This is a genomic window from Devosia ureilytica (assembly GCF_024273195.1).
Classification (GTDB): Bacteria; Pseudomonadota; Alphaproteobacteria; order Rhizobiales; family Devosiaceae; genus Devosia; species Devosia ureilytica.
Map to the genome: position 1 here is coordinate 238138 of NZ_JAMZCU010000002.1, position 19023 is coordinate 257160.

Consider the following 19023-nt stretch of genomic DNA (forward strand, 5'->3'; position numbering starts at 1 on the left):
CCCATGAATAGTGACGGCATCAACGACGCCCCCAAAATGAGCTGGTGGAACCGGCTGGCCCATCCCGGCCAGTTCCTGATCTGGACGCGCCCGCTGGTCTGGCCGCTGGTGGCGCTGACCGCTGCGCTGTTCGCGATTGGCCTCTGGTTTGCCTTCTTCAATTCGCCGGCCGACTACCAGATGGGCGACACGGTGCGCATCATGTATGTGCATGTGCCCACGGCCTGGCTCAGCCAGTTCGTCTACGGCACCATGGCCGTTTCGGCGCTTGGCACGCTGGTGTGGCGCCATCCCATGGCCGATGTGTCGATGAAAGCGGCAGCGCCGCTGGGCGCCGTCTTTACCGCCTTGGCGCTGTTTACCGGCTCGATGTGGGGCCGCCCAACCTGGGGCACGTTCTGGGAATGGGACGGCCGCATGACTTCCACGCTCATCCTGTTGTTCCTCTATCTGGGCCTGGTGGCGCTGTGGCGCGCCTTTGACGACCAGCTGCGCGCCGCCCGCGTCATTGCCATCTTCACCCTGGTGGGCGCCGTCAATGTGCCGATCATCAAATTTTCGGTGGACTGGTGGTCGACGCTGCACCAGCCGGCCAGCGTCTTTACCGCCGAGGGGCCGAAAATGCCGGGGTCCCTGCTGACGCCGCTGTTTGTCATGTTCTTTGCCTTCACCTTTCTCTTCATCACCCTGCAATTGGTGTCCATGCACACCGAAGTGCGCCGCCGCCGGGTCATGACGCTGGAACGCAAGCTGGCGCGGGGAGACGCGGCATGATCGACCTTGGTCAGCACGCCCAGTTCATCACCGCGGCCTATGCCGGGGTCTTTCTCGGGCTGTTTGCCCTCATCGGCTGGATCGTGGTGGAGAGCCGGCGCGTCAAGGCGCGGCTGGCCGAACTCGGGGACAAGCGCGGCTGATGCGCTATGTGCTGTTCGCCCTGCCGCTGATCCTGCTCGTGGCGCTGGTCTCGGTGTTCGCCTTTTCCATTGACCGCGATTCAAGCCTGGTGCGCTCGGTGCTGATCGATAAGCCGGTGCCCCAATTCGCCCTGCCGCCGGTCGAGGGGCTGGACGTGCCCGGATTTGAAACGGCGTCGCTGACGGGCGAACCGACCCTGGTCAACGTCTTTGCCAGCTGGTGCATCCCCTGCCGCGATGAGCATCCCCTGCTCGAAGCCATCAAGGCCGAGACCGGGGTGCGCCTGTTTGGCATCAACCATTCCGACGCGCCGGAAAATGCCCGCGCCTTCCTCGCCGAACTGGGTAATCCCTATGATGCGGTCGGTGCTGACCGGGACCGTCGGGTCTCCATCGATTGGGGCGTTTATGGCGTGCCCGAGACCTTCCTGGTCGATGCCAAAGGGGTCATAGTCTATAAGCACGTTGGCCCTTTGAGCCCCCAAGCCATTGAAACCGAGCTGCTTCCGGCGCTAGAACGGATAAAAGGCTAAGTCATTCAGCTGGCGTTCATCTCAGGTGCGCCATGTTGAGGCCGTCTTCGCATATCGGAAGAAATTGCCCATGGTTCGTCGCGTTCTGACCCACATTCGCCAGCAAAAGCTGATCACCCTGGTCGAATATGGCCTGATCGCCGCGATCATCACTGTCGCGACGACCTTCGCAGTCTCGGCCGCTGGCTATAATATCACCGACTTCTTCCCCGGCTAAAAATCACTGGTGAGACCCTTGATCTCCCAGTCGCCATAGCGCGCCGGCTCCAACCCACCACGGCCACCTTTTTCCTTGGGCGCCATGGCCCCCCTCGCATCAATCTCGTGCCGCCGCGCCTCGGCCTCGGCCAGCGCCCGCTGCGCTGCCGGGGTCAGAACCTTTGGCGCCGGCGCTTCGTTCCCGGTCGGGAGCTGCGGTTCATCGTCCATTCTGGTTTCCATTTTCAATGCTGCCACCCGCTTGCGCGGAACCTTGAGGCACACAACATAGTTGCCTGAAACGGGTAACCCAAGGGGTTCGACAATGTTCAATGCCTTCCGCACCTTCGTCCTGCTGGCCGGGATGACCGCGCTCTTCATGGTGGTGGGCTACTTTATCGGTGGCACGGGCGGCATGATGATCGCCCTGCTGTTTGCCGCCGTCACCAATCTCTTCGCCTATTGGAACTCGGACAAGATGGTGCTGCGCATGCAGAACGCCGTGCCGGTTCAGCGCAGCCGCGCCCCCGAGCTCTATGAGATGGTTGAGGTTCTATCCCAGCGCGCCGGGCTGCCGACGCCCGCCGTCTATGTGATCGAGACCGACCAGCCCAACGCCTTTGCCACCGGCCGCGATCCCAATAATGCCGCCGTCGCCGTCTCAACCGGCCTGCTGCGCCAGCTCGAAACTCGCGAAGTGGCGGGCGTGGTGGCCCATGAGCTGGCCCACATCAGGAGCCGCGATACCCTGACCATGACCATTACGGCAACGCTTGCCGGTGCCATTTCGGCCCTGGCGCAGTTCGGCCTGTTCTTTGGCGGCGGCAATAATCGCGACAACCCGCTGGGCGGCATGGGTGCCCTGCTGATGGTTTTTCTCGCGCCTGTGGCAGCCATGATGGTGCAGATGGCGGTGAGCCGCACCCGCGAATATGAAGCCGACAAGCTGGGCGCCGAAATCTCCGGCGATCCGCTGGCCCTGGCCTCAGCGCTCAACAAGATTGCCGCGCTGGCCGGTCGCCAGGTCAATGTGGCCGCCGAGCGCAACCCGGCCATGGCCCATATGTATATCATCAATCCGCTCAACGGCTCGCGGATGGACAACCTGTTTTCCACCCATCCCGACACCGGCAACCGCATCGTGGCGCTGCAAAGGCTTGCCGCAGAGATGAGCGTGGACGATAAGGGGCGCAGGCCCCAGCCCCGCCCGCGCCCCGCTTCGAGCGGACGCGACACCGGTGGTGGCTGGCGAGTGCCGACCGCTGGACGAACCGAAAATGACGGTAACGTGCGCGGACCCTGGGGATAGGCGCGCGACCCAAGCCGGGCGCATGCCGGAACTGAGTTGACGAATTGGCGCATCGGACCGAACCGGCGGGCTTGAAGCTTCGCCTCGTCGCCGCCCAACGGCTGAAGGCCGTTTTGGCTGGCGAACATTTTGCCCCGCTGGGCGCGGGCGAGCTGGCCGATGGGCGCGACCGCGCCCTCGCCAACCGCCTGATCACCACGGCGCTCAGGCGCCAGGGGCAGATCAATGCCATGCTGGGCGACCTGCTCGACAAGGGCCTGCCGGCCAAGGCCGGCAGCTTCGAGGCCGTGCTGCGCCTCTCGCTGGCGCAATTGGTGTTCCTGCCGGACCTGGGCGCCCATAGCGCACTGTTTCTGGCGGTCGAAGCGATCAAGCGCGACGCCAAGGCGCGGCACCTGTCGGGCCTGATGAACGCCGTGCTGCGCCGGGCACAGGCCAATTCGGCCCGCTATGGGCTGATGGAAGAGCATCTGCTGCCCGACGCATTTGCCCAGCGCTGGATCGAGGCCTATGGCGCTGAAGCGGTCGCCCGTTTCGCCGATGCGCTGGTGGATGGTGCGCCGCTTGACCTGACCTTGCGTGATGATGACCCCGACCTGATTGAGGCGCTGGGCGCCGAGCGCCTGCTGGCCGACAGCGTCCGGGTGGAAATCCGCGACCGGCCGGTCGAGGCGCTGCCCGGCTATGACGAGGGTCGCTGGTGGGTGCAGGACGTGGCCGCGGCTATTCCCGCGCGCTTGCTGGCCCTGCCGGCGCAGAGCAATGTGCTTGATCTGTGCGCCGCGCCCGGTGGCAAGACGGCGCAGCTGATGAAGGCCGGCTACCGTGTCACCGCGCTCGACAGCGACGGCACCCGGCTCCAGCGTCTCAAGGCCAATATGACCCGGCTCGGCTATGCCCCCAAGGTCATCGAGGCCGATGCCGCCAATTACGATCCGGCAACGCCTTTTGATGGCGTGCTGCTCGACGCACCCTGCTCGGCCACCGGCACCTTCAGGCGACACCCCGAAGTGCTCTGGAGCCGCAGCGCCAGCGACATCGCCGGGCGCGTGCGCCTGCAGCAGGCCCTCTTGGCCAATGCCTTCCGGTGCCTGGCGCCGGGTGGCACGCTGATCTATTGCGTGTGTTCGCTCGAACCCCCCGAGGGCGAGGACCAGGTGGACTGGGCATTGAGTGCCCTGCCCGGCCTTGAACTCTGGCCGGTGGCACCGGGCGAACTCGAGGGTCTCAGCCAGGCGGTGACCGAGCGCGGGCTTGTTCGCACCCATCCGGCCATGACGCCGGGCAATGGAAATGCGGGGATGGACGGGTTCTTCGTGGCGCGATTCCGCCGAACAGGCTAAGCCGGGAGAAACAGTTGCCGCAAAAAGCGGCAGCACGAGGAAAGAACTGGTGGAAGCTTGGCACCACATTGATGCCGCCATCGCCCCGAACGGGGCCGGGGGCCGGAATTGAGCGGGCGTCTGACAAGTATCGGACGCAAGTTCGCGCTTGGCCTTGCCGATTCCGTGGTGACCCTGCCGCTGCTGCGCTGGACCTGGCGCGGCCAGACCGATCACGCCTTTTCCGGTGACCTGCCCGACTTCCGCCCCGCCGACCGCGAGGCGGTGCGCGAAATGATGTCGGGGCGTTATCTCCTCGCGTCAAAACTGTTCGAGACCGGCGGCGCCTCGCCCTTTTCAATCGATGTCGACCACCCTGACTGGTGGAACAACCTCCAGAGCTTTTCCTGGCTGCGACACTTCCGCGATGTGCGCGATCCGGGCGAAAAGCTCTTTGCCCGCACGCTGGTGCTCGACTGGATCGGCCGCGAAGGCCAGTTCGAGGCCGACAGCTGGACCCTGACCCTCACCGCCCAGCGTGTGCTCAACTGGCTGCGCCACCTGACCCTGCTGCTTGATGGGGCCACCCATGACCAGGCGCGCACCATCCAGCGCAGCCTTGGCACCCAGGTGCAGAGCCTGCGCGTGCGCGGCGCCCTCGCCGCCGATTCCGTCGAAGCGCTGTTTGCCGCCATTGGCCTGTTGGGCGCCGAATTGTGCAATGTGGGCGATGTGCCCGACATCGACACCCATGTCGCCCGGCTCGATGCCCTTTTGGGCCAGCAACTCGACGGCGACGGCCTGCATCTGTCGCGCAATCCCAAATTGCAGCTGGCGCTGCTGGTCGAACTGGCCAGCCTCAGGCGCGCCGTCGGGCGGCACGGCAGCCCCGCCATGGCCGAATTGACCAATCGCATCGACCGCATGCATGAGGCGCTGGATGCCCTGACCCTCTCAAGCGGCGAGCCGGTGTATTTCAACGGCTGCGGACAGGTGCCGCATGACGTTCTGGTGGCCGTACAGGCCAATGGCCCTTCGGCCTCGCGCCGCTCGCGCCTTTTGGGCGGCTATGGCATCGTCAGGGCCGGCGAAACGGTGATCATCGGCGATGGCGGCCTGCGTCCGCCGCCCGGATTTGACGCCGAGGCGCATGACGGGGCGCTCGCCTTTGAATTTGCCCATGGCAGCGAATTGATTGTCGGGTCCTGCGGACCGGCGCCCTCCGACCTGCCCGAGAGCCAGGCCCTGTTCCGTCAAGGCGTCGCCCATACAGCACCCACCATCGACGCCGAAGGCGCCGCCGAGCGCTCTGGGCGTGGACCCCAGAGCCGACCCATGGCGCTCGACACCGGCGAGCACATGCTGACCATGACCAGCGTCGGCTATAGTCAGCGCTTTGGTGCTGAAATCGAGCGTCGCCTGACCCTCTTGTCCGAAGGCACGACGCTGGTCGGACAGGACCGCATCGTGCCCAAGGGCGAGCCACATGGCCTGCTCGCACTGCGCTTTCACCTTGCGCCAGGGGTCAAGGTGCGCCGTACCACCGGCGAAGGCATAGCCCGGCTGGTGCTGCCCAATGGGGTGATCTGGAGCTTCCTCTGGGAAGGCGCACAATTCCACGAAGAGGACAGCGTGCGCCAATCGGCCTATCTCGGCTTTCACCGAACCCGGCAATTGGTGCTCGAAACCAATCTCTCCAAGGACACCGAAGTGGCCTGGATCTTTACGCTCGAGCAGCAATAGCGCCCGAATGGGCGCTATCTGGCGCAAAGCGATTGGCCTTTGCGCCGCATCGTGCTAGCGAGCGCGCAAATTCCATGACGAGCGCGAGACATATCTCATGAGCAAGACGGTGACAGTCGGGCGGGCCCTGCTTTCGGTCTTTGACAAATCGGGCATGACCGATTTTGCCCGGGGGCTCTCGGAAGCCGGGGTCGAGCTGGTGTCGACCGGCGGCACCCATCGCCTGATCAGCGAGGCTGGTCTCAAGGTGCGCGATATTTCCGACCTCACCGGTTTTCCCGAAATGATGGACGGCCGGGTCAAGACGCTCCATCCCAAGGTGCATGGTGGCCTGCTCGCGGTGCGTGACAATGCCGAGCACCAGGCCTCGATGACCGAACATGAGATCGGCCCCATCGATCTGGTCGCGGTCAACCTCTACCCCTTCGAAAAGACCGTTGCATCGGGCGCCAGCTACGACGAGATCATCGAAAACATCGATATTGGTGGTCCGGCCATGGTGCGCTCGGCGGCCAAGAACCATGCCTTTGTCACAGTCGTTGTCGATCCGGCCGATTATCCGGCAATCATTGACGCCATCAAGGCTGGCGGCATTCCTTTCGACATGCGCCAGCGCCTCGCCGCCAAGGCCTATGCCCGCACCGCCGCCTATGACAGCGCCATTTCCAGCTGGTTTGCCAGGGAAATCGACTTTGCCGATGTGAGCTACCGCAGCTTTGCCGGCACGCTGAGCGAAGTCATGCGCTATGGCGAGAACCCGCACCAATGGGCGGCCTTCTACAAGACCGGCGAAAACCGCCCGGGCGTGGCGACCGCCACCCAGGTGCAGGGCAAGACGCTCTCGTACAACAATATCAACGATACCGACGCCGCCTTTGAGCTGGTGAGCGAATTTGATCCGGCTGAAACCGCCGCTGTCGCCATTATCAAGCACGCCAATCCCTGCGGCGTGGCCGTGGCCGGTGACCTCAAGTCGGCGTATTTGAAAGCCCTGCGCACGGATCCGGTTTCGGCCTTTGGCGGCATTGTAGCCACCAACCGGGAAATCGACGCCGAGACCGCGACCGAAATCGTCAAGGTCTTTACCGAGGTGATCGTCGCGCCCTCCGCCACGCCCGAAGCGCAGGAGATCATTGCCGCCAAGAAGAACCTCAGGCTGCTGCTGACCGGCGGTCTGGCCGATCCCAAGGCGGATGGCCTGATGGTGAAATCAGTCGCCGGGGGCCTGCTGGTGCAGGGGCGCGACAACAAGAATGTCGATGACTGCGACCTGAAGGTCGTCACCAAGCGCCAGCCGACGAGCCAGGAACTGGTCGATCTCAAGCTGGCCGCGAAAGTGGCAAAGCACGTCAAGTCCAACGCCATCATCTATGTCAAGGACGGCGCCACCGCCGGCATTGGCGCGGGCCAGATGTCCCGCGTGGATTCGGCCCGGGTCGCCCACCGCAAGTCGATTGACGCCGCCGCGGCCGCTGGGCTTGAGGGCGCGCTGACGCAGGGCTCGGTCGTCGCCTCGGACGCCTTCTTCCCGTTTGCCGATGGCTTGGAAGCGCTGGTCGCCGCCGGCGCCACCGCAGTCATCCAGCCAGGCGGCTCGATGCGCGACGACGAGGTGATCGCCGCTGCCGATGCCGCCGGCATTGCCATGGTGATGACCGGCATGCGCCACTTCCGGCACTGATGGTTCATTCCGCGCCGAGGATCGGGCCGGTTGCCGCAAGGTAGCCGGCCCTTCATTTTGCCGTACCCGTGAGTACGGTAATGCTTGACCCTTCGACCCCGCAGGGCTTAGAACCACTCCAATCTTTCATTCCTGCCCCTGGAACACGGATATGACCAAGGCTCGCACGCTCTACGACAAGATCTGGGACGACCATCTGGTCCAGAACAATGAGGACGGCACGAGCCTTCTTTATATCGACCGGCACCTGGTGCACGAAGTGACCAGCCCGCAGGCCTTTGAAGGCCTGCGCATGAACAACCGGACGGTGCGCCATCCCGAGCGGACGCTGGCCGTGGTCGACCACAATGTGCCCACCACCGACCGCTCGCTGCCCAATCCCGACCCGGAAAGCGCCATCCAGATTGCGGCGCTGGCTGAAAACACCAAGCATTTCGGCATCGAATATTACGACCCCTTCGATCATCGCCAGGGGATCGTGCACATCGTTGGTCCCGAACAGGGCTTCACCCTGCCCGGCATGACCATTGTGTGCGGCGACAGCCATACCTCGACCCATGGTGCCTTTGGCGCCCTGGCCCACGGCATTGGCACCTCGGAAGTCGAGCACGTTCTGGCCACCCAGACGCTGATCCAGCAGAAGGCCAAGAACATGCTGGTGCGCGTTGACGGGCAGCTGCCCGAAGGCGTCACCGCCAAGGACATCATCCTCGCCATCATCGGCGAGATCGGCACCGCCGGTGGCAATGGCCATGTGATCGAGTTTGCCGGCGAAGCCATTCGCGCGCTCTCCATGGAAGGCCGCATGACGGTCTGCAACATGACCATCGAAGGCGGCGCCCGTGCTGGCCTGATCGCCCCCGACGACACCACCTTCGCCTATGTCAAGGATCGTCCCCGCGCGCCCAAGGGTGCCGCATGGGACATGGCCCTCGACTATTGGAAGACGCTCCACACCGATGAAGGCGCCCATTACGACAAGGTCGTCATCCTCGACGCCGCCAAGCTGCCGCCCATCGTCTCCTGGGGTTCCTCGCCCGAAGACGTGATTTCGGTTGAGGGCGTCGTGCCCAATCCCGATGACATTGTCGATGAGAACAAGCGCGCCTCCAAGTGGCGGGCGCTGGACTATATGGGCCTCAAGCCCGGCACCAAGATCACCGACATCAAGCTCGACCGCGTCTTTGTCGGCTCCTGCACCAATGGCCGTATCGAGGACCTGCGCGCTGCCGCAGCCGTCATCGGCGACCGCAAGGTGGCCAGCCACGTCTCGGCCATGGTCGTGCCCGGCTCGGGCCTCGTCAAAGCCCAGGCGGAAGCCGAGGGTCTTGACGTGATCTTCAAGAATGCCGGCTTTGAATGGCGCGAGCCGGGCTGCTCGATGTGCCTGGCCATGAACCCCGACAAGCTGGCGCCGGGCGAGCGCTGCGCCTCGACCTCGAACCGCAATTTCGAGGGCCGCCAGGGCTTCAAGGGCCGCACCCATCTCGTGTCGCCCGCCATGGCCACGGCAGCGGCCATTGCCGGCCACTTCGTCGACATTCGCGCGTGGCAGTAAAGACGACCGATTGGTCGGGGCGCTATTCCCCGACACTGGATGACTTCGAGGCTCTGGCCAGCGCGGCACTCGCCGCCCTGCCGGAGCCTTTTGCCTCCCTGGCGGCCGATGTCACGTGCTCGGTGGCTGAATTTGCCGAGGACGACGTGCTCAAGGGCTTTGGCATGGAAAGCCCGTTCGAGCTGATGGGGCTGTTCTCGGGGATTGGCCTGACCGAAGACGGCGCCGTGCCCCAGACCGGGCAACTGCCCAACACCGTCTATCTCTACCGCCGCGCCATTCTCGACTACTGGGCCGAAAACGACGACAATACGCTGGGCGAAATCGTCACCCACGTCCTCATCCACGAACTGGGCCACCATTTCGGCTTTTCTGACGAGGACATGGAGGCGCTCGAAGCGGCGGCGGATGCGGCAGGGATCGAGGCCTTCCCCAGGACCTAGTCGCGCTCGACGAATTGGAACTCGGCTTCATTGCCGCCCGACGGATCGTCGGACACCATCAACGCCAGCTTGCCGTTCTCCAGCGCCGTAAACCATTCTTCCCAGCTCACCAGCTGAAAGCCGCCAACCCGATCCGGGCCCTGGTTATTGTCGGAGTTCAGCGCTTCCTGACCAAAGGCCAGCTGCAGGACGGTGCGGGTTCGCGAGCCGTCGGGGACATCCATCAGGACGGGATTGCCGCCGCGGGCGGCCACCCATTGGCGGATAGCATCGCGATCTGTGAGAATTTGGGACATGGGACGCTCCATTGTGTGTTCCTTGAGAAAGCACCGGCAGCGTGCAAGGTTCCTTGATCTGAAACAAGGAAGGCGTTCCATGATGTCGATTTTTCGACTGCGCCAGGTGGCGGCAGTGCTCGCTGCGCTGGCCTTGCTGCCCATGGTTGCAGCCCAGGCCTGCACGGTACCCGGGGCGGCCCCGATCAGTCCGTTCGACGGCGACCGCATGACCGGCTTTGACGCGGCGCGAACCCGCGGCCTTGGCGAGGCGCTGCTCGCCGGCAGTGCCGAGGAACGGGCAATTGTATCGGCGCTCTTTGCCACCGGTGATAGCCCCATCTCGGCCATCCCCGATGGCCGCTACAAGTGCCGGACCATCAAGCTGGGTGGGCTCTTGCCGCTGGTCACCTATCCCTGGTTCGACTGCGCCATTTCGGACCACGGCGCGGTCATTGAAAAGCGCACCGGTTCGCAGCGGTTCAAGGGCCAGCTGCTGCCCGCCGATGGCGGCCTTTTTTACTGGGGCGCCCTGCACTATGGCGACGAAGAGCCCATGGCCTATGATGGACTGGACGAGCGCAGCCAGGTCGGCTGCCTCTACAAGGTCAGCGGCAAGCCGGTCCGCTATCGGCTGGAGCTGCCGTTTCCGCGCTTTGAATCGACCCATGACGTCATAGAACTGGTCCCGGCACCGTGAACGGGCTTGCGCGCCGCGCAGGTGCTGCTAGGAACCGGGCAAACAAGATGAGCAGGCGATGGCAGACAAATCCTCTCGCATCCTGATGGGCACAATCGGGGCGGCACACGGCATCAAGGGCGAGGTGCGCATCGCCTCGCACACCCAGGACCCCGAAGCCATTGCCGGCTACGGTCCGCTGGAAACCGACCGGCCGGGCCTCATCATCACCATTGAAAAGGCGCGCCTGCAAAAGACCGTGCTGGTGGCCCGGCTGAAGGGCATCAACGACCGCACGGCCGCCGAACAGCTCAATGGCGTATCGTTGTTCGTGGACCGCAGCCAATTGCCCGAAATCGAAGACGAGGATGATTTCTACCATGCCGATCTGATCGGGCTGGACGCGCGGCTCGAAAGCGGCGTGTCCATCGGCGCGGTGAGCGGCCTGTTCGACCATGGCGCGGGCGATATTCTCGAAGTGCGCGACCCCCGTTCGGGCGACACGTTCCTTTATCCCTTCACCAAGGTCGTGGTGCCTATTATTCGCATTGCCGAGGGCTATCTCGTCATCGCTCCGCCGCTCGACGCCGAGCCCGGCGAGGAAGAGCCGGACTGATGTTTTCTGCCGACATCATCACGCTGTTTCCCGAGCTGTTTCCGGGGACCCTGGGCGCTTCGGTGCTGGGGCGCGGGCTCAGTGACGGGTTGTGGCAACTCAGAGCCACCCAATTGCGCGATTTTGCCAGTGACCGGCACCGCACGGTTGACGACACGCCATCAGGCGGCGGCGCTGGCATGGTGCTCAGATCGGACATTCTGGCCAAGGCCATCGACAGCGTCGCTCCCCCGACGGACCCGCGCCCCCGCATCCTGATGTCGCCACGCGGGCGCCCCCTGACCCAGGCCCGCGCCCATGAACTGGCCGTCGGGCCCGGCGCCGTCATCGTCTGCGGGCGCTTCGAAGGCGTCGACCAGCGCGTCATAGAGGCCCGCCAGCTCGAGGAAATCTCCATCGGCGACTATGTCCTTGCCGGGGGCGAAGTGGCCGCCATGGTACTGCTGGAGGCTGTTGTACGGCTCATTCCCGGCGTACTGGGCGCGCTCGACAGCCGCGACGAGGAAAGCTTTGAAAATGGACTCCTCGAATATCCGCAATATACGCGGCCACAAAGCTTTGAAGGCCGCGATATTCCGCCGGTGCTGGTCTCTGGCGATCACGGCAAGATTGCCAAATGGCGGCATGCACAGTCGCTGGAGCTGACCAAGGCACGGCGGCCGGATTTGCTGGGTCTGGACGAAGCTCCAGACCATCCTGTTCCAAGAGGCTGCCCGCGGACTTGATCCGAGGACCTGTCGCCACATGTCCGAGGGCGGAAAGGTGATCGGGGCAGCAAACAGCGCATAAATGCTAGACTCATGCCCCGATTTCCCCTATGAGCCGCCCATTCGCATGCCCGGCGTATCGGACCGGTGTGCGCCAAGACCAAGAAGACTGCCTTCCGTTACCAACCAAGACCGGATGACGGGGCCACCAAGGCCCATCAAGAGTCGTCCCTATGAAAAGATCAGAACGGATCGAAAATGAACATTATCGAACAGCTCAATGCTGAGCATGTGGCGGCGCTTTCCGCCCAGCGCGAACTTCCCGATTTCACCCATGGCGATACCGTCAAGGTGTGGGTCAAGATCCGCGAAGGCGAAAAAGAGCGTCTGCAGGCCTATGAAGGCGTTGTGATCGCCCTCAATGGCGGCGGCATCACCTCCAGCTTCACCGTCCGCAAGATTTCCTACGGCGAAGGCGTGGAACGCGTGTTCCCGCTGCACTCGCCCAATATCGCTTCGGTCGAAGTGATCAAGCGCGGTAAGGTCCGTCGCGCCAAGCTCTACTACCTGCGTGATCGTCGCGGTAAGTCGGCCCGTATTTTCGAATCGACCAATTCGCGCACCAAGAAGATCGAAGCTACCGAACGCTCCGCTGCCCTGGCAGCCAAGGAAGCCCGCGAAGCCGAAAAGATTGCCGCCGCCGAGGCCTTTGCCGCCGAGCAGGCCGCCAAGGACGCTGAAGCAGCCGCTGCTGCCGCTGCCGCTGCCGAGCAGGAAGCTGCCGCCGCAAGCGCCGCTGAAGGCGAAGCCAAGAGCGAATAAGCTCTTCTGCATTGCAGATTTCGAAAAGCCCGGCCGCAAGGTCGGGCTTTTTGTTGTGGCCGCCGGCGATTCACGTGGAACATTCCGCAGAACCCCCACCCTTGATCCCTCCCCGCAAGGGGGAGGGAGACGATGAACTGAGGGTGAGGTAACGAAACGCTCTCCTGCCGCCCGCCGTCAGCAACCGTGCCCATTAGGCGATTTCCGGCTTTACCCATGGACCGGGCTTGGCGATAAGAGGCCTGCCCGCAGCACCCAATTCCCCGGACGCCCCATGACCCTTTCCGTTGTCACCTGGAACATCAATTCGGTTCGGCTGCGCCTGCCGATGGTGCTCGATTTCCTGGCCCAGTATCAGCCCGACGTGCTGATGCTGCAGGAAATCAAATGCACCGATGACCAGTTTCCGCGCAATGCCTTCATCGAGGCCGGCTATCCGCATATGGCCGTGCATGGGCAGAAGGGCTATCACGGCGTCGCCATCGTCTCAAAATTTCCGATGACCGATGTGTCGAGCCGGATGTTCTGCGAAATCCCGGAATCGCGCCATGTTTCGGCGCTGGTTGACCTGGGGCATGGCCCCTTCACGCTGCACAATTTCTACATTCCGGCCGGTGGCGACGAGCCGGACCCCGAGCTCAACCCCAAATTCAAGCACAAGCTGGGCTTTCTCGACGAACTCAAGACCTGGTTCAGCGAACCAATATTCCAACGCGGCCATTTGATTGCCGGCGATTTCAATATTGCACCGCACGAGAACGACGTGTGGGGCCACAAGCAATTGCTCAAGGTCGTCAGCCACACCCCGGTCGAAACCGAGGCCCTCGATGCGCTCTTGACCGGCGGCCATGGCTGGACGGACCTGGTGCGCAAGCATGTGCCTTATGACCAGAAACTCTATTCGTGGTGGAGCTATCGCAGCGCCAATTGGGAGCTGGCCAACAAAGGCCGGCGGCTCGACCATATCTGGTCGACGGCCGATGTGGCGGAGCGGTCGGTGGGTGCCGAAATCATCAAGCCCGCTCGCGGCTGGACCGACAAGCCCAGCGACCATGTGCCCGTGATCGCCCGCTTCGCCAAGCCTTAAGGCGGGCATCTATCGGAAACACAGGTTCCTCACCCACCAATCCGCCCTCGGACTTGATCCGAGGGCCGCTCTCAACAATGCGGGCGTGGATAGAAATCCTCAGGTCACGCCCGAGGACGACGCATTGTTGTGGAATTTTCAAAGACAATTGCGAGGTAGACTGGACCACCGGTCCGGGCTCACGCGCCCTTCATCCGGCCCTTGAGCGGCTCGAGCGCGTGCATATAGCGCCCGAGGTCGGCCTCGATCCGCTGAGCGGCGCGCTGCGCCAGCTCTGGATATTGGCGGGCCAGCTTGAGGAAAGCGGTTCGCGGCACAAACAGCAATTCGCAATCGGTGACGGCGGTAAAGGTGACGGGACGCGGCTTTTCGAGGATCAGGGCGGTCGGCGAGATAACGCTGCCCGGTTCGGACAGCGCATAGGGCTTGCCCGCCTCGGCGCCTTCATGGCGCGCCTTGACCGTGCCTTCAATCAGCACAAAGGCGCCGGCCGGCGCGTCACCGGCCTTGTAGATCACCGCATCGGCGGCAAAATGCTTGCGATCACCGGCAAAGCCGAGCATGCGCAATTGCTCATCGTCACAGATATCGAAGAAGTCGGCCCGGGCCAGAACCCCGGCCGCATCGTCCATTCTCATATGCCCCAGACCCGATCGCCGGTGCGTGATCAGCAAAACTTGCTCACTTTTGCGGTTTGATCACGCGACCACAACTTATTGCCGCCCGCAGGGCGCGGGCGGCATTTGATCAAGCTATAAGTTAGTTCGTACGGGAATTGAACGGTTTTGTCCCAATATCAGGGGACAAGACGATAGCCACCATCCTCGGTGACCAGGAGGCGGGCATTGGACGGGTCCCGCTCGATCTTCTGGCGCAAGCGGTAGATGTGGGTTTCAAGCGTGTGCGTGGTGACCCGGTTGTTATAGCCCCAGACCTCCTTGAGCAGCACATCGCGGGTGATGGTCTTGGGACCCTGCCGATAGAGGTACTTGAGGATCGAGGTTTCCTTGTCGGTCAGGCGCACCTTGATGCCATCATTGGTCTCGAGCACCTTGGCGGCGGGCTGGAAACTATATTGGCCGATAGTGAAGACCGCATCCTCGCTCTGGTCGCGCTGGCGCAACGCCGCATTGATGCGGGCCAGCAGCACCGGGTAGCGGAAGGGTTTGGTCAGATAATCATTGGCACCCGCTTCAAGACCCTTGATCTCGTCGGCGTCGGTATCGTGCCCGGTCAGCATCAGAACCGGGCTCATATAGCCCTCGCTCCGCATCAGCTTGACCGCCTCGCGACCATCCATGTCCGGCAGGCCGACATCGAGAATGGTCAGCTCGATATTGCTTTCACGCACCGCCTTGAGCGCGTCATTGGCCGAGCCGGCCTGGAGAATGTCGAAATCAGGCTCCCCCTGGAGTTGTTCCACCAGGGTTTGGCGCAGGTCCGCGTCGTCGTCCACGACCAGAATGCGTCGCTTGTTCATTGTATTCTCCGGTCTTTTTCCGTCTGGATCGACCTAGGTCACATTATTGCGACCCGTTTTTGGCCAGCCAATCACAACGTCGTTATTCAACCGCAAGCAACGCGCCTGAACGCGATTTAGTTGCACTTTGCAGCCCGCAGACCGCCGAAATCATCCTTGGGAACTGGCCAACGGGAATAATATGGCCCTGACGCCCCCTCGACTGTCCCGGATAGACCGTTGCTCGGTCACGCCTAGCGGCGCCCAAACAGGGCCGATCCCACACGCACATGGGTGGCGCCCATGGCGATGGCGGTTTCGAAATCGCCACTCATGCCCATCGAGAGCTTTTCCACCCCGGCGGCCTCGGCCAATTCGGCCAGCAGCGCAAAATAGGGGCCAGCTGGCTGCCCGTCAGGCGGGATGCACATCAGGCCGACGATCTCGAGGCCATGCTCCTCCCGGCATCGGCGCACAAAATCCACCGCCTCGCCAATGGCGATACCGGCCTTTTGCGCCTCGCCGCCAATATTGACCTGCACGAAACAGGGCAGGCGTTTGTCCAGGCGTGCCATTTCGGCGGCGAGGACGCCCGCCAGCTTATCGCGATCCAAGGTTTCGATGACATCGAACAGCGCCACCGCCTCGCGCGCCTTGTTGGTCTGGAGCGGACCGATCAGATGCAGCGCAATGTCCGGGTAGCGCTCGCGCAGCGCCGGCCACTTGTCCTTGGCTTCCTGCACCCGGTTTTCGCCAAAGACGCGCTGCCCGGCCACCAGAAATGGCTCCACGGCCTCGGCGGCAAAGGTCTTGGAGACTGCGACCAGTTCGACAGCCTCCGGTGGCGCACCGAAGCGACGCCGGGCTTTTTCCATGCGGGTGCGGATGTAATCGAGCGCAGCGGATGCGCCTTGAAGCGTCTCGACCATATCATGGCCCCGTTTCTGTTGACCTTGGTGGGGATTTCTGGTGATGGTCCGGGTAGCCAAAATCCCTCGAAAACGCAAGCTGCGCCGCCTTTTCGGCAGGCCATCAGCGTCAATCTTGCAAGGACGTATAACCAGTGAGCGGCGAACGCTACAATCCGCGCGAAAGCGAACCGAAATGGCAGAAAGTCTGGGACGAAGCCAAGAGCTTTGTCACGACCAATGATGACCCGCGTGAACCCTATTACGTCCTTGAGATGTTCCCCTATCCCTCCGGGCGCATCCATATGGGCCATGTGCGCAACTATGCCATGGGCGACGTGGTGGCCCGCTACCATCGCGCCCGCGGCAAGAATGTGCTGCACCCCATGGGCTGGGATGCTTTCGGCCTGCCGGCCGAGAACGCCGCCATCGAGCGCAAGAGCCATCCGGGCTCCTGGACCCGACAGAACATTGAAGCGATGAAGGCCCAGCTCAAATCCATGGGTCTCTCCATCGACTGGACGCGCGAAATCGCCACCTGCGAGCCCAGCTACTACCAGCACCAGCAGTCCATGTTCATCGACATGCTGGCCGCAGGCCTGGTCACGCGCAAGAGCTCCAAGGTCAATTGGGACCCCGTCGACATGACCGTTCTGGCCAATGAACAGGTGATCGACGGCAAGGGCTGGCGCTCCGGCGCCCCGGTCGAGCAGCGCGAACTGACCCAATGGTTCTTCAAGATCTCCGATTTTGCCGAGGATCTGCTGACCGGGCTGGATGGTCTCACCCAATGGCCGGAGAAGGTGCGCATCATGCAGCGCAACTGGATCGGCAAGTCCGAGGGCCTGAGGCTGCTGTTCGCGCTGGAGCCGAGCGAGAAGACCGACGTCACCAGCATCGAGGTTTTCACCACCCGCCCCGACACGATTTTTGGCGCCTCCTTCGTCGGTCTGTCACCGGACCATCCGCTGACCACGGCGCTGGCCGCCAGCAATGCGGACCTCGCCGCCTTCGTCGCCGAATGCCATCGCCATGGCACGGCCACCGAGACGCTGGAGAAGGCCGAAAAGCAGGGTTTTGATACCGGTTTGCGGGTCAAGCACCCGGTGATCGAAGGCGAAACCCTGCCCGTCTATGTCGCCAATTTCATCCTGATGGATTACGGCACCGGCGCCATTTTCGGCTGCCCGGCCCATGACCAGCGCGACCTCGACCTGGCCCGCAAATACGGGCTTTCAGTCAAGCCGGTGGTGCTGCCACCTGATGCCGATCCCGCCAGCTTTGAAATCGGCAATGAAGCCTATGTTGACGCTGGCAACATCTTCAACTCGGGCTTTTTGGATGGTCTCTCCATCGACGACGCCAAGGCCAGGATCGCCGCCCATTTCGAGGCGCTGACAGTGGACGGCAAGCCGCAGGGCAAAGTTGAGGTGAACTATCGCCTGCGCGACTGGGGCATTTCGCGTCAGCGCTATTGGGGTTGCCCCATTCCCGTGATCCATTGCGAGGTCTGCGGCACCATACCCGTGCCCAAAAAAGACCTGCCGGTGGTGCTGCCCGACGACGTCAGTTTCGACAAGCCCGGCAATGCGCTGGACCACCACCCCACCTGGAAACATACACATTGTCCGCAATGTGGTGCTGCGGCCCGCCGCGAAACCGACACCATGGACACTTTTGTCGACAGTTCCTGGTATTTCGCCCGTTTCACGGCACCTGATGCACCGACCCCCACCGTGCCCGAAGTCGCCAATCGCTGGTTGCCGGTGAACCAGTATATCGGCGGCGTCGAACACGCGATCCTGCACCTGCTCTATTCGCGCTTCTTCACCCGGGCAATGAAGGCCACCGGCCATGTGGGGCTCGATGAACCCTTCCAGGGCCTCTTCACCCAGGGCATGGTGACCCACGAAACCTATCGTTCCGAGAAGGGCGAATGGGTGCCCCCGACCGACGTGGTGCTGGACGCCAGTGGCGATCAACGCAGCGCCCGCCATGCCGTTACCGGCGCGCCGATTGCCATCGGTTCGGTCGAAAAGATGAGCAAATCCAAGAAGAATGTCGTCGATCCCGATGAGATCGTCAGCGGTTATGGCGCCGATACGGCCCGCTGGTTCATGCTCTCGGATTCGCCCCCGGAGCGCGACGTGCAATGGACCGAATCCGGCGTCGAAGGCGCCAGCCGTTTCCAGCAGCGCGTTTGGCGGCTGGTCAACGAAACTGCCGCGATTGCTGAACAGTCAACCGGCACTGTTTCCGAAAACGACGCTGATGCAGTGGCCCTGCGCAAGATCATCCACCGCGCCGTCGCTGGCGTGGCGCAGGATATCGAGGGTCTCGGCTTCAACCGTGCCGTGGCGCGTATTTATGAGCTAACCAATGCCCTGATCAAGGCGCGCGAAGCCCGGCCGAGTGCGGCGCTGGCCGCAGCGCTGAGCGAAGGCGTTGCCAAACTGGTGCAGCTGCTCAACCCGATGATGCCGCACCTGGCCGAATCGTGCTGGGAAGTGCTTGGAAAACAAGGCCTTGTGGCCGACGCGCTGTGGCCCGAAGTCGATCCGGCCTTGCTGGTCGATGACGAAGTGACGCTTCCGATCCAGATCAATGGCAAGCGCCGTGCGGAAATCACCGTGCCCAAGGGCTTGCCCGCAGCCGATGTGGAGGCCCTGGTGCTGGCTCTCGAGGCGGTCCAGAAGGCGTTGGAGGGCAAGACACCCAAGAAGGTCGTTGTGGTGCAGGACCGCATCGTCAACCTGGTCGTCTAGC

Annotated in this window: 21 protein-coding genes; 16 read left to right on the plus strand and 5 right to left on the minus strand. The window is 63.1% G+C overall.

Features of this window, described 5'->3' with window-relative positions; all coding sequences use genetic code 11:
• Window positions 1-3: 3 nt before the first annotated feature.
• The 4 genes from NIM87_RS05095 to NIM87_RS05110 all read left to right on the plus strand — a co-directional run bounded on the left by NIM87_RS05095 (window position 4) and on the right by NIM87_RS05110 (window position 1667).
• Window positions 4-774 carry a heme ABC transporter permease gene (locus tag NIM87_RS05095; RefSeq protein ID WP_254673556.1) on the plus strand — a complete coding sequence of 257 codons (771 nt, stop codon included), beginning with the start codon at window positions 4-6 and terminating at the stop codon, window positions 772-774.
• Window positions 771-917 carry a heme exporter protein CcmD gene (gene ccmD, locus NIM87_RS05100; protein ID WP_254673557.1) on the plus strand — a complete coding sequence of 49 codons (147 nt, stop codon included), beginning with the start codon at window positions 771-773 and terminating at the stop codon, window positions 915-917. The genes NIM87_RS05095 and ccmD overlap by 4 nt, the downstream gene beginning before the upstream one ends.
• Window positions 917-1450: a DsbE family thiol:disulfide interchange protein gene (locus NIM87_RS05105; RefSeq protein ID WP_254673558.1), complete on the plus strand. Its 534-nt coding sequence runs from the start codon at window positions 917-919 to the stop codon at window positions 1448-1450. Before ccmD ends, NIM87_RS05105 begins: the two co-directional genes overlap by 1 nt.
• A 70-nt stretch (window positions 1451-1520) precedes the next feature.
• A complete protein-coding gene (locus NIM87_RS05110) occupies window positions 1521-1667 on the plus strand; it encodes a Flp family type IVb pilin (RefSeq protein ID WP_254673559.1) in 147 nt (48 codons plus the stop codon).
• Here the strand turns inward: NIM87_RS05110 and NIM87_RS05115 are convergent.
• The gene (locus NIM87_RS05115) at window positions 1664-1879 is read right to left on the minus strand and encodes a DUF1674 domain-containing protein (RefSeq protein ID WP_254673560.1); all 216 of its coding nucleotides are present in this window, start codon (window positions 1877-1879) and stop codon (window positions 1664-1666) included. The genes NIM87_RS05110 and NIM87_RS05115 overlap by 4 nt on opposite strands.
• Window positions 1880-1973: 94 nt before the next feature.
• Here NIM87_RS05115 and htpX point away from each other — a divergent pair, with 94 nt between their 5' ends.
• The 6 genes from htpX (at window position 1974) to NIM87_RS05145 (ending at window position 9704) form a co-directional block, all read left to right on the plus strand.
• Window positions 1974-2957 carry a zinc metalloprotease HtpX gene (htpX, locus tag NIM87_RS05120; protein WP_254673561.1) on the plus strand — a complete coding sequence of 328 codons (984 nt, stop codon included), beginning with the start codon at window positions 1974-1976 and terminating at the stop codon, window positions 2955-2957.
• Between the two features lie 71 nt (window positions 2958-3028).
• On the plus strand, window positions 3029-4300 hold the full coding sequence (locus NIM87_RS05125) for an RsmB/NOP family class I SAM-dependent RNA methyltransferase (protein ID WP_254673562.1): 1272 nt from the start codon (window positions 3029-3031) through the stop codon (window positions 4298-4300).
• A 108-nt stretch (window positions 4301-4408) separates the two neighbouring features.
• Window positions 4409-6022, plus strand: a complete 1614-nt coding sequence (locus NIM87_RS05130; protein WP_254673563.1) for a heparinase II/III family protein — start codon at window positions 4409-4411, stop codon at window positions 6020-6022.
• A 97-nt stretch (window positions 6023-6119) separates the two neighbouring features.
• The gene (purH, locus tag NIM87_RS05135; RefSeq protein ID WP_254673564.1) at window positions 6120-7703 is read left to right on the plus strand and encodes a bifunctional phosphoribosylaminoimidazolecarboxamide formyltransferase/IMP cyclohydrolase; all 1584 of its coding nucleotides are present in this window, start codon (window positions 6120-6122) and stop codon (window positions 7701-7703) included.
• Between the two features lie 151 nt (window positions 7704-7854).
• Entirely contained in the window at window positions 7855-9261 is a 1407-nt protein-coding gene (gene leuC / locus NIM87_RS05140; RefSeq protein WP_254673565.1) for a 3-isopropylmalate dehydratase large subunit, read from the plus strand.
• On the plus strand, window positions 9252-9704 hold the full coding sequence (locus NIM87_RS05145) for a metallopeptidase family protein (RefSeq protein ID WP_254673566.1): 453 nt from the start codon (window positions 9252-9254) through the stop codon (window positions 9702-9704). The genes leuC and NIM87_RS05145 overlap by 10 nt, the downstream gene beginning before the upstream one ends.
• Here NIM87_RS05145 and NIM87_RS05150 read toward each other — a convergent pair.
• Window positions 9701-10000 (minus strand): hypothetical protein, encoded by a 300-nt coding sequence (locus NIM87_RS05150; RefSeq protein WP_254673567.1) that lies wholly within the window; start codon window positions 9998-10000, stop codon window positions 9701-9703. The two genes, NIM87_RS05145 and NIM87_RS05150, sit on opposite strands and share 4 nt — an antisense overlap.
• A 79-nt stretch (window positions 10001-10079) precedes the next feature.
• Between NIM87_RS05150 and NIM87_RS05155 the strand changes: the two genes are divergently transcribed.
• The 5 genes from NIM87_RS05155 (at window position 10080) to NIM87_RS05175 (ending at window position 13890) form a co-directional block, all read left to right on the plus strand.
• A complete protein-coding gene (locus tag NIM87_RS05155) occupies window positions 10080-10679 on the plus strand; it encodes a DUF4893 domain-containing protein (RefSeq protein ID WP_254673568.1) in 600 nt (199 codons plus the stop codon).
• Window positions 10680-10737: 58 nt separating this feature from the next.
• A complete protein-coding gene (gene rimM, locus NIM87_RS05160) occupies window positions 10738-11274 on the plus strand; it encodes a ribosome maturation factor RimM (protein WP_254673569.1) in 537 nt (178 codons plus the stop codon).
• Window positions 11274-11999, plus strand: a complete 726-nt coding sequence (gene trmD / locus NIM87_RS05165; RefSeq protein WP_408640052.1) for a tRNA (guanosine(37)-N1)-methyltransferase TrmD — start codon at window positions 11274-11276, stop codon at window positions 11997-11999. The genes rimM and trmD overlap by 1 nt, the downstream gene beginning before the upstream one ends.
• 240 nt (window positions 12000-12239) lie before the next feature.
• Window positions 12240-12803 (plus strand): 50S ribosomal protein L19, encoded by a 564-nt coding sequence (rplS, locus tag NIM87_RS05170; RefSeq protein WP_254673570.1) that lies wholly within the window; start codon window positions 12240-12242, stop codon window positions 12801-12803.
• A gap of 274 nt (window positions 12804-13077) precedes the next feature.
• Window positions 13078-13890: an exodeoxyribonuclease III gene (locus NIM87_RS05175; protein ID WP_254673571.1), complete on the plus strand. Its 813-nt coding sequence runs from the start codon at window positions 13078-13080 to the stop codon at window positions 13888-13890.
• Between the two features lie 179 nt (window positions 13891-14069).
• Here the strand turns inward: NIM87_RS05175 and NIM87_RS05180 are convergent, their stop codons facing one another.
• The 3 genes from NIM87_RS05180 to NIM87_RS05190 all read right to left on the minus strand — a co-directional run bounded on the left by NIM87_RS05180 (window position 14070) and on the right by NIM87_RS05190 (window position 16278).
• A complete protein-coding gene (locus NIM87_RS05180) occupies window positions 14070-14522 on the minus strand; it encodes a Crp/Fnr family transcriptional regulator (protein WP_254673572.1) in 453 nt (150 codons plus the stop codon).
• A 164-nt stretch (window positions 14523-14686) separates the two neighbouring features.
• Window positions 14687-15370, minus strand: coding sequence for a response regulator transcription factor (locus NIM87_RS05185; protein WP_254673573.1), 684 nt, complete (start codon window positions 15368-15370; stop codon window positions 14687-14689).
• Between the two features lie 233 nt (window positions 15371-15603).
• On the minus strand, window positions 15604-16278 hold the full coding sequence (locus NIM87_RS05190; RefSeq protein WP_254673574.1) for a YggS family pyridoxal phosphate-dependent enzyme: 675 nt from the start codon (window positions 16276-16278) through the stop codon (window positions 15604-15606).
• Window positions 16279-16412: 134 nt separating this feature from the next.
• On the opposite strand from NIM87_RS05190, the gene leuS reads away from it, so the two are divergent.
• On the plus strand, window positions 16413-19022 hold the full coding sequence (gene leuS, locus NIM87_RS05195; protein WP_254673575.1) for a leucine--tRNA ligase: 2610 nt from the start codon (window positions 16413-16415) through the stop codon (window positions 19020-19022).
• The last annotated feature ends 1 nt before the right edge of the window (window position 19023 follow it).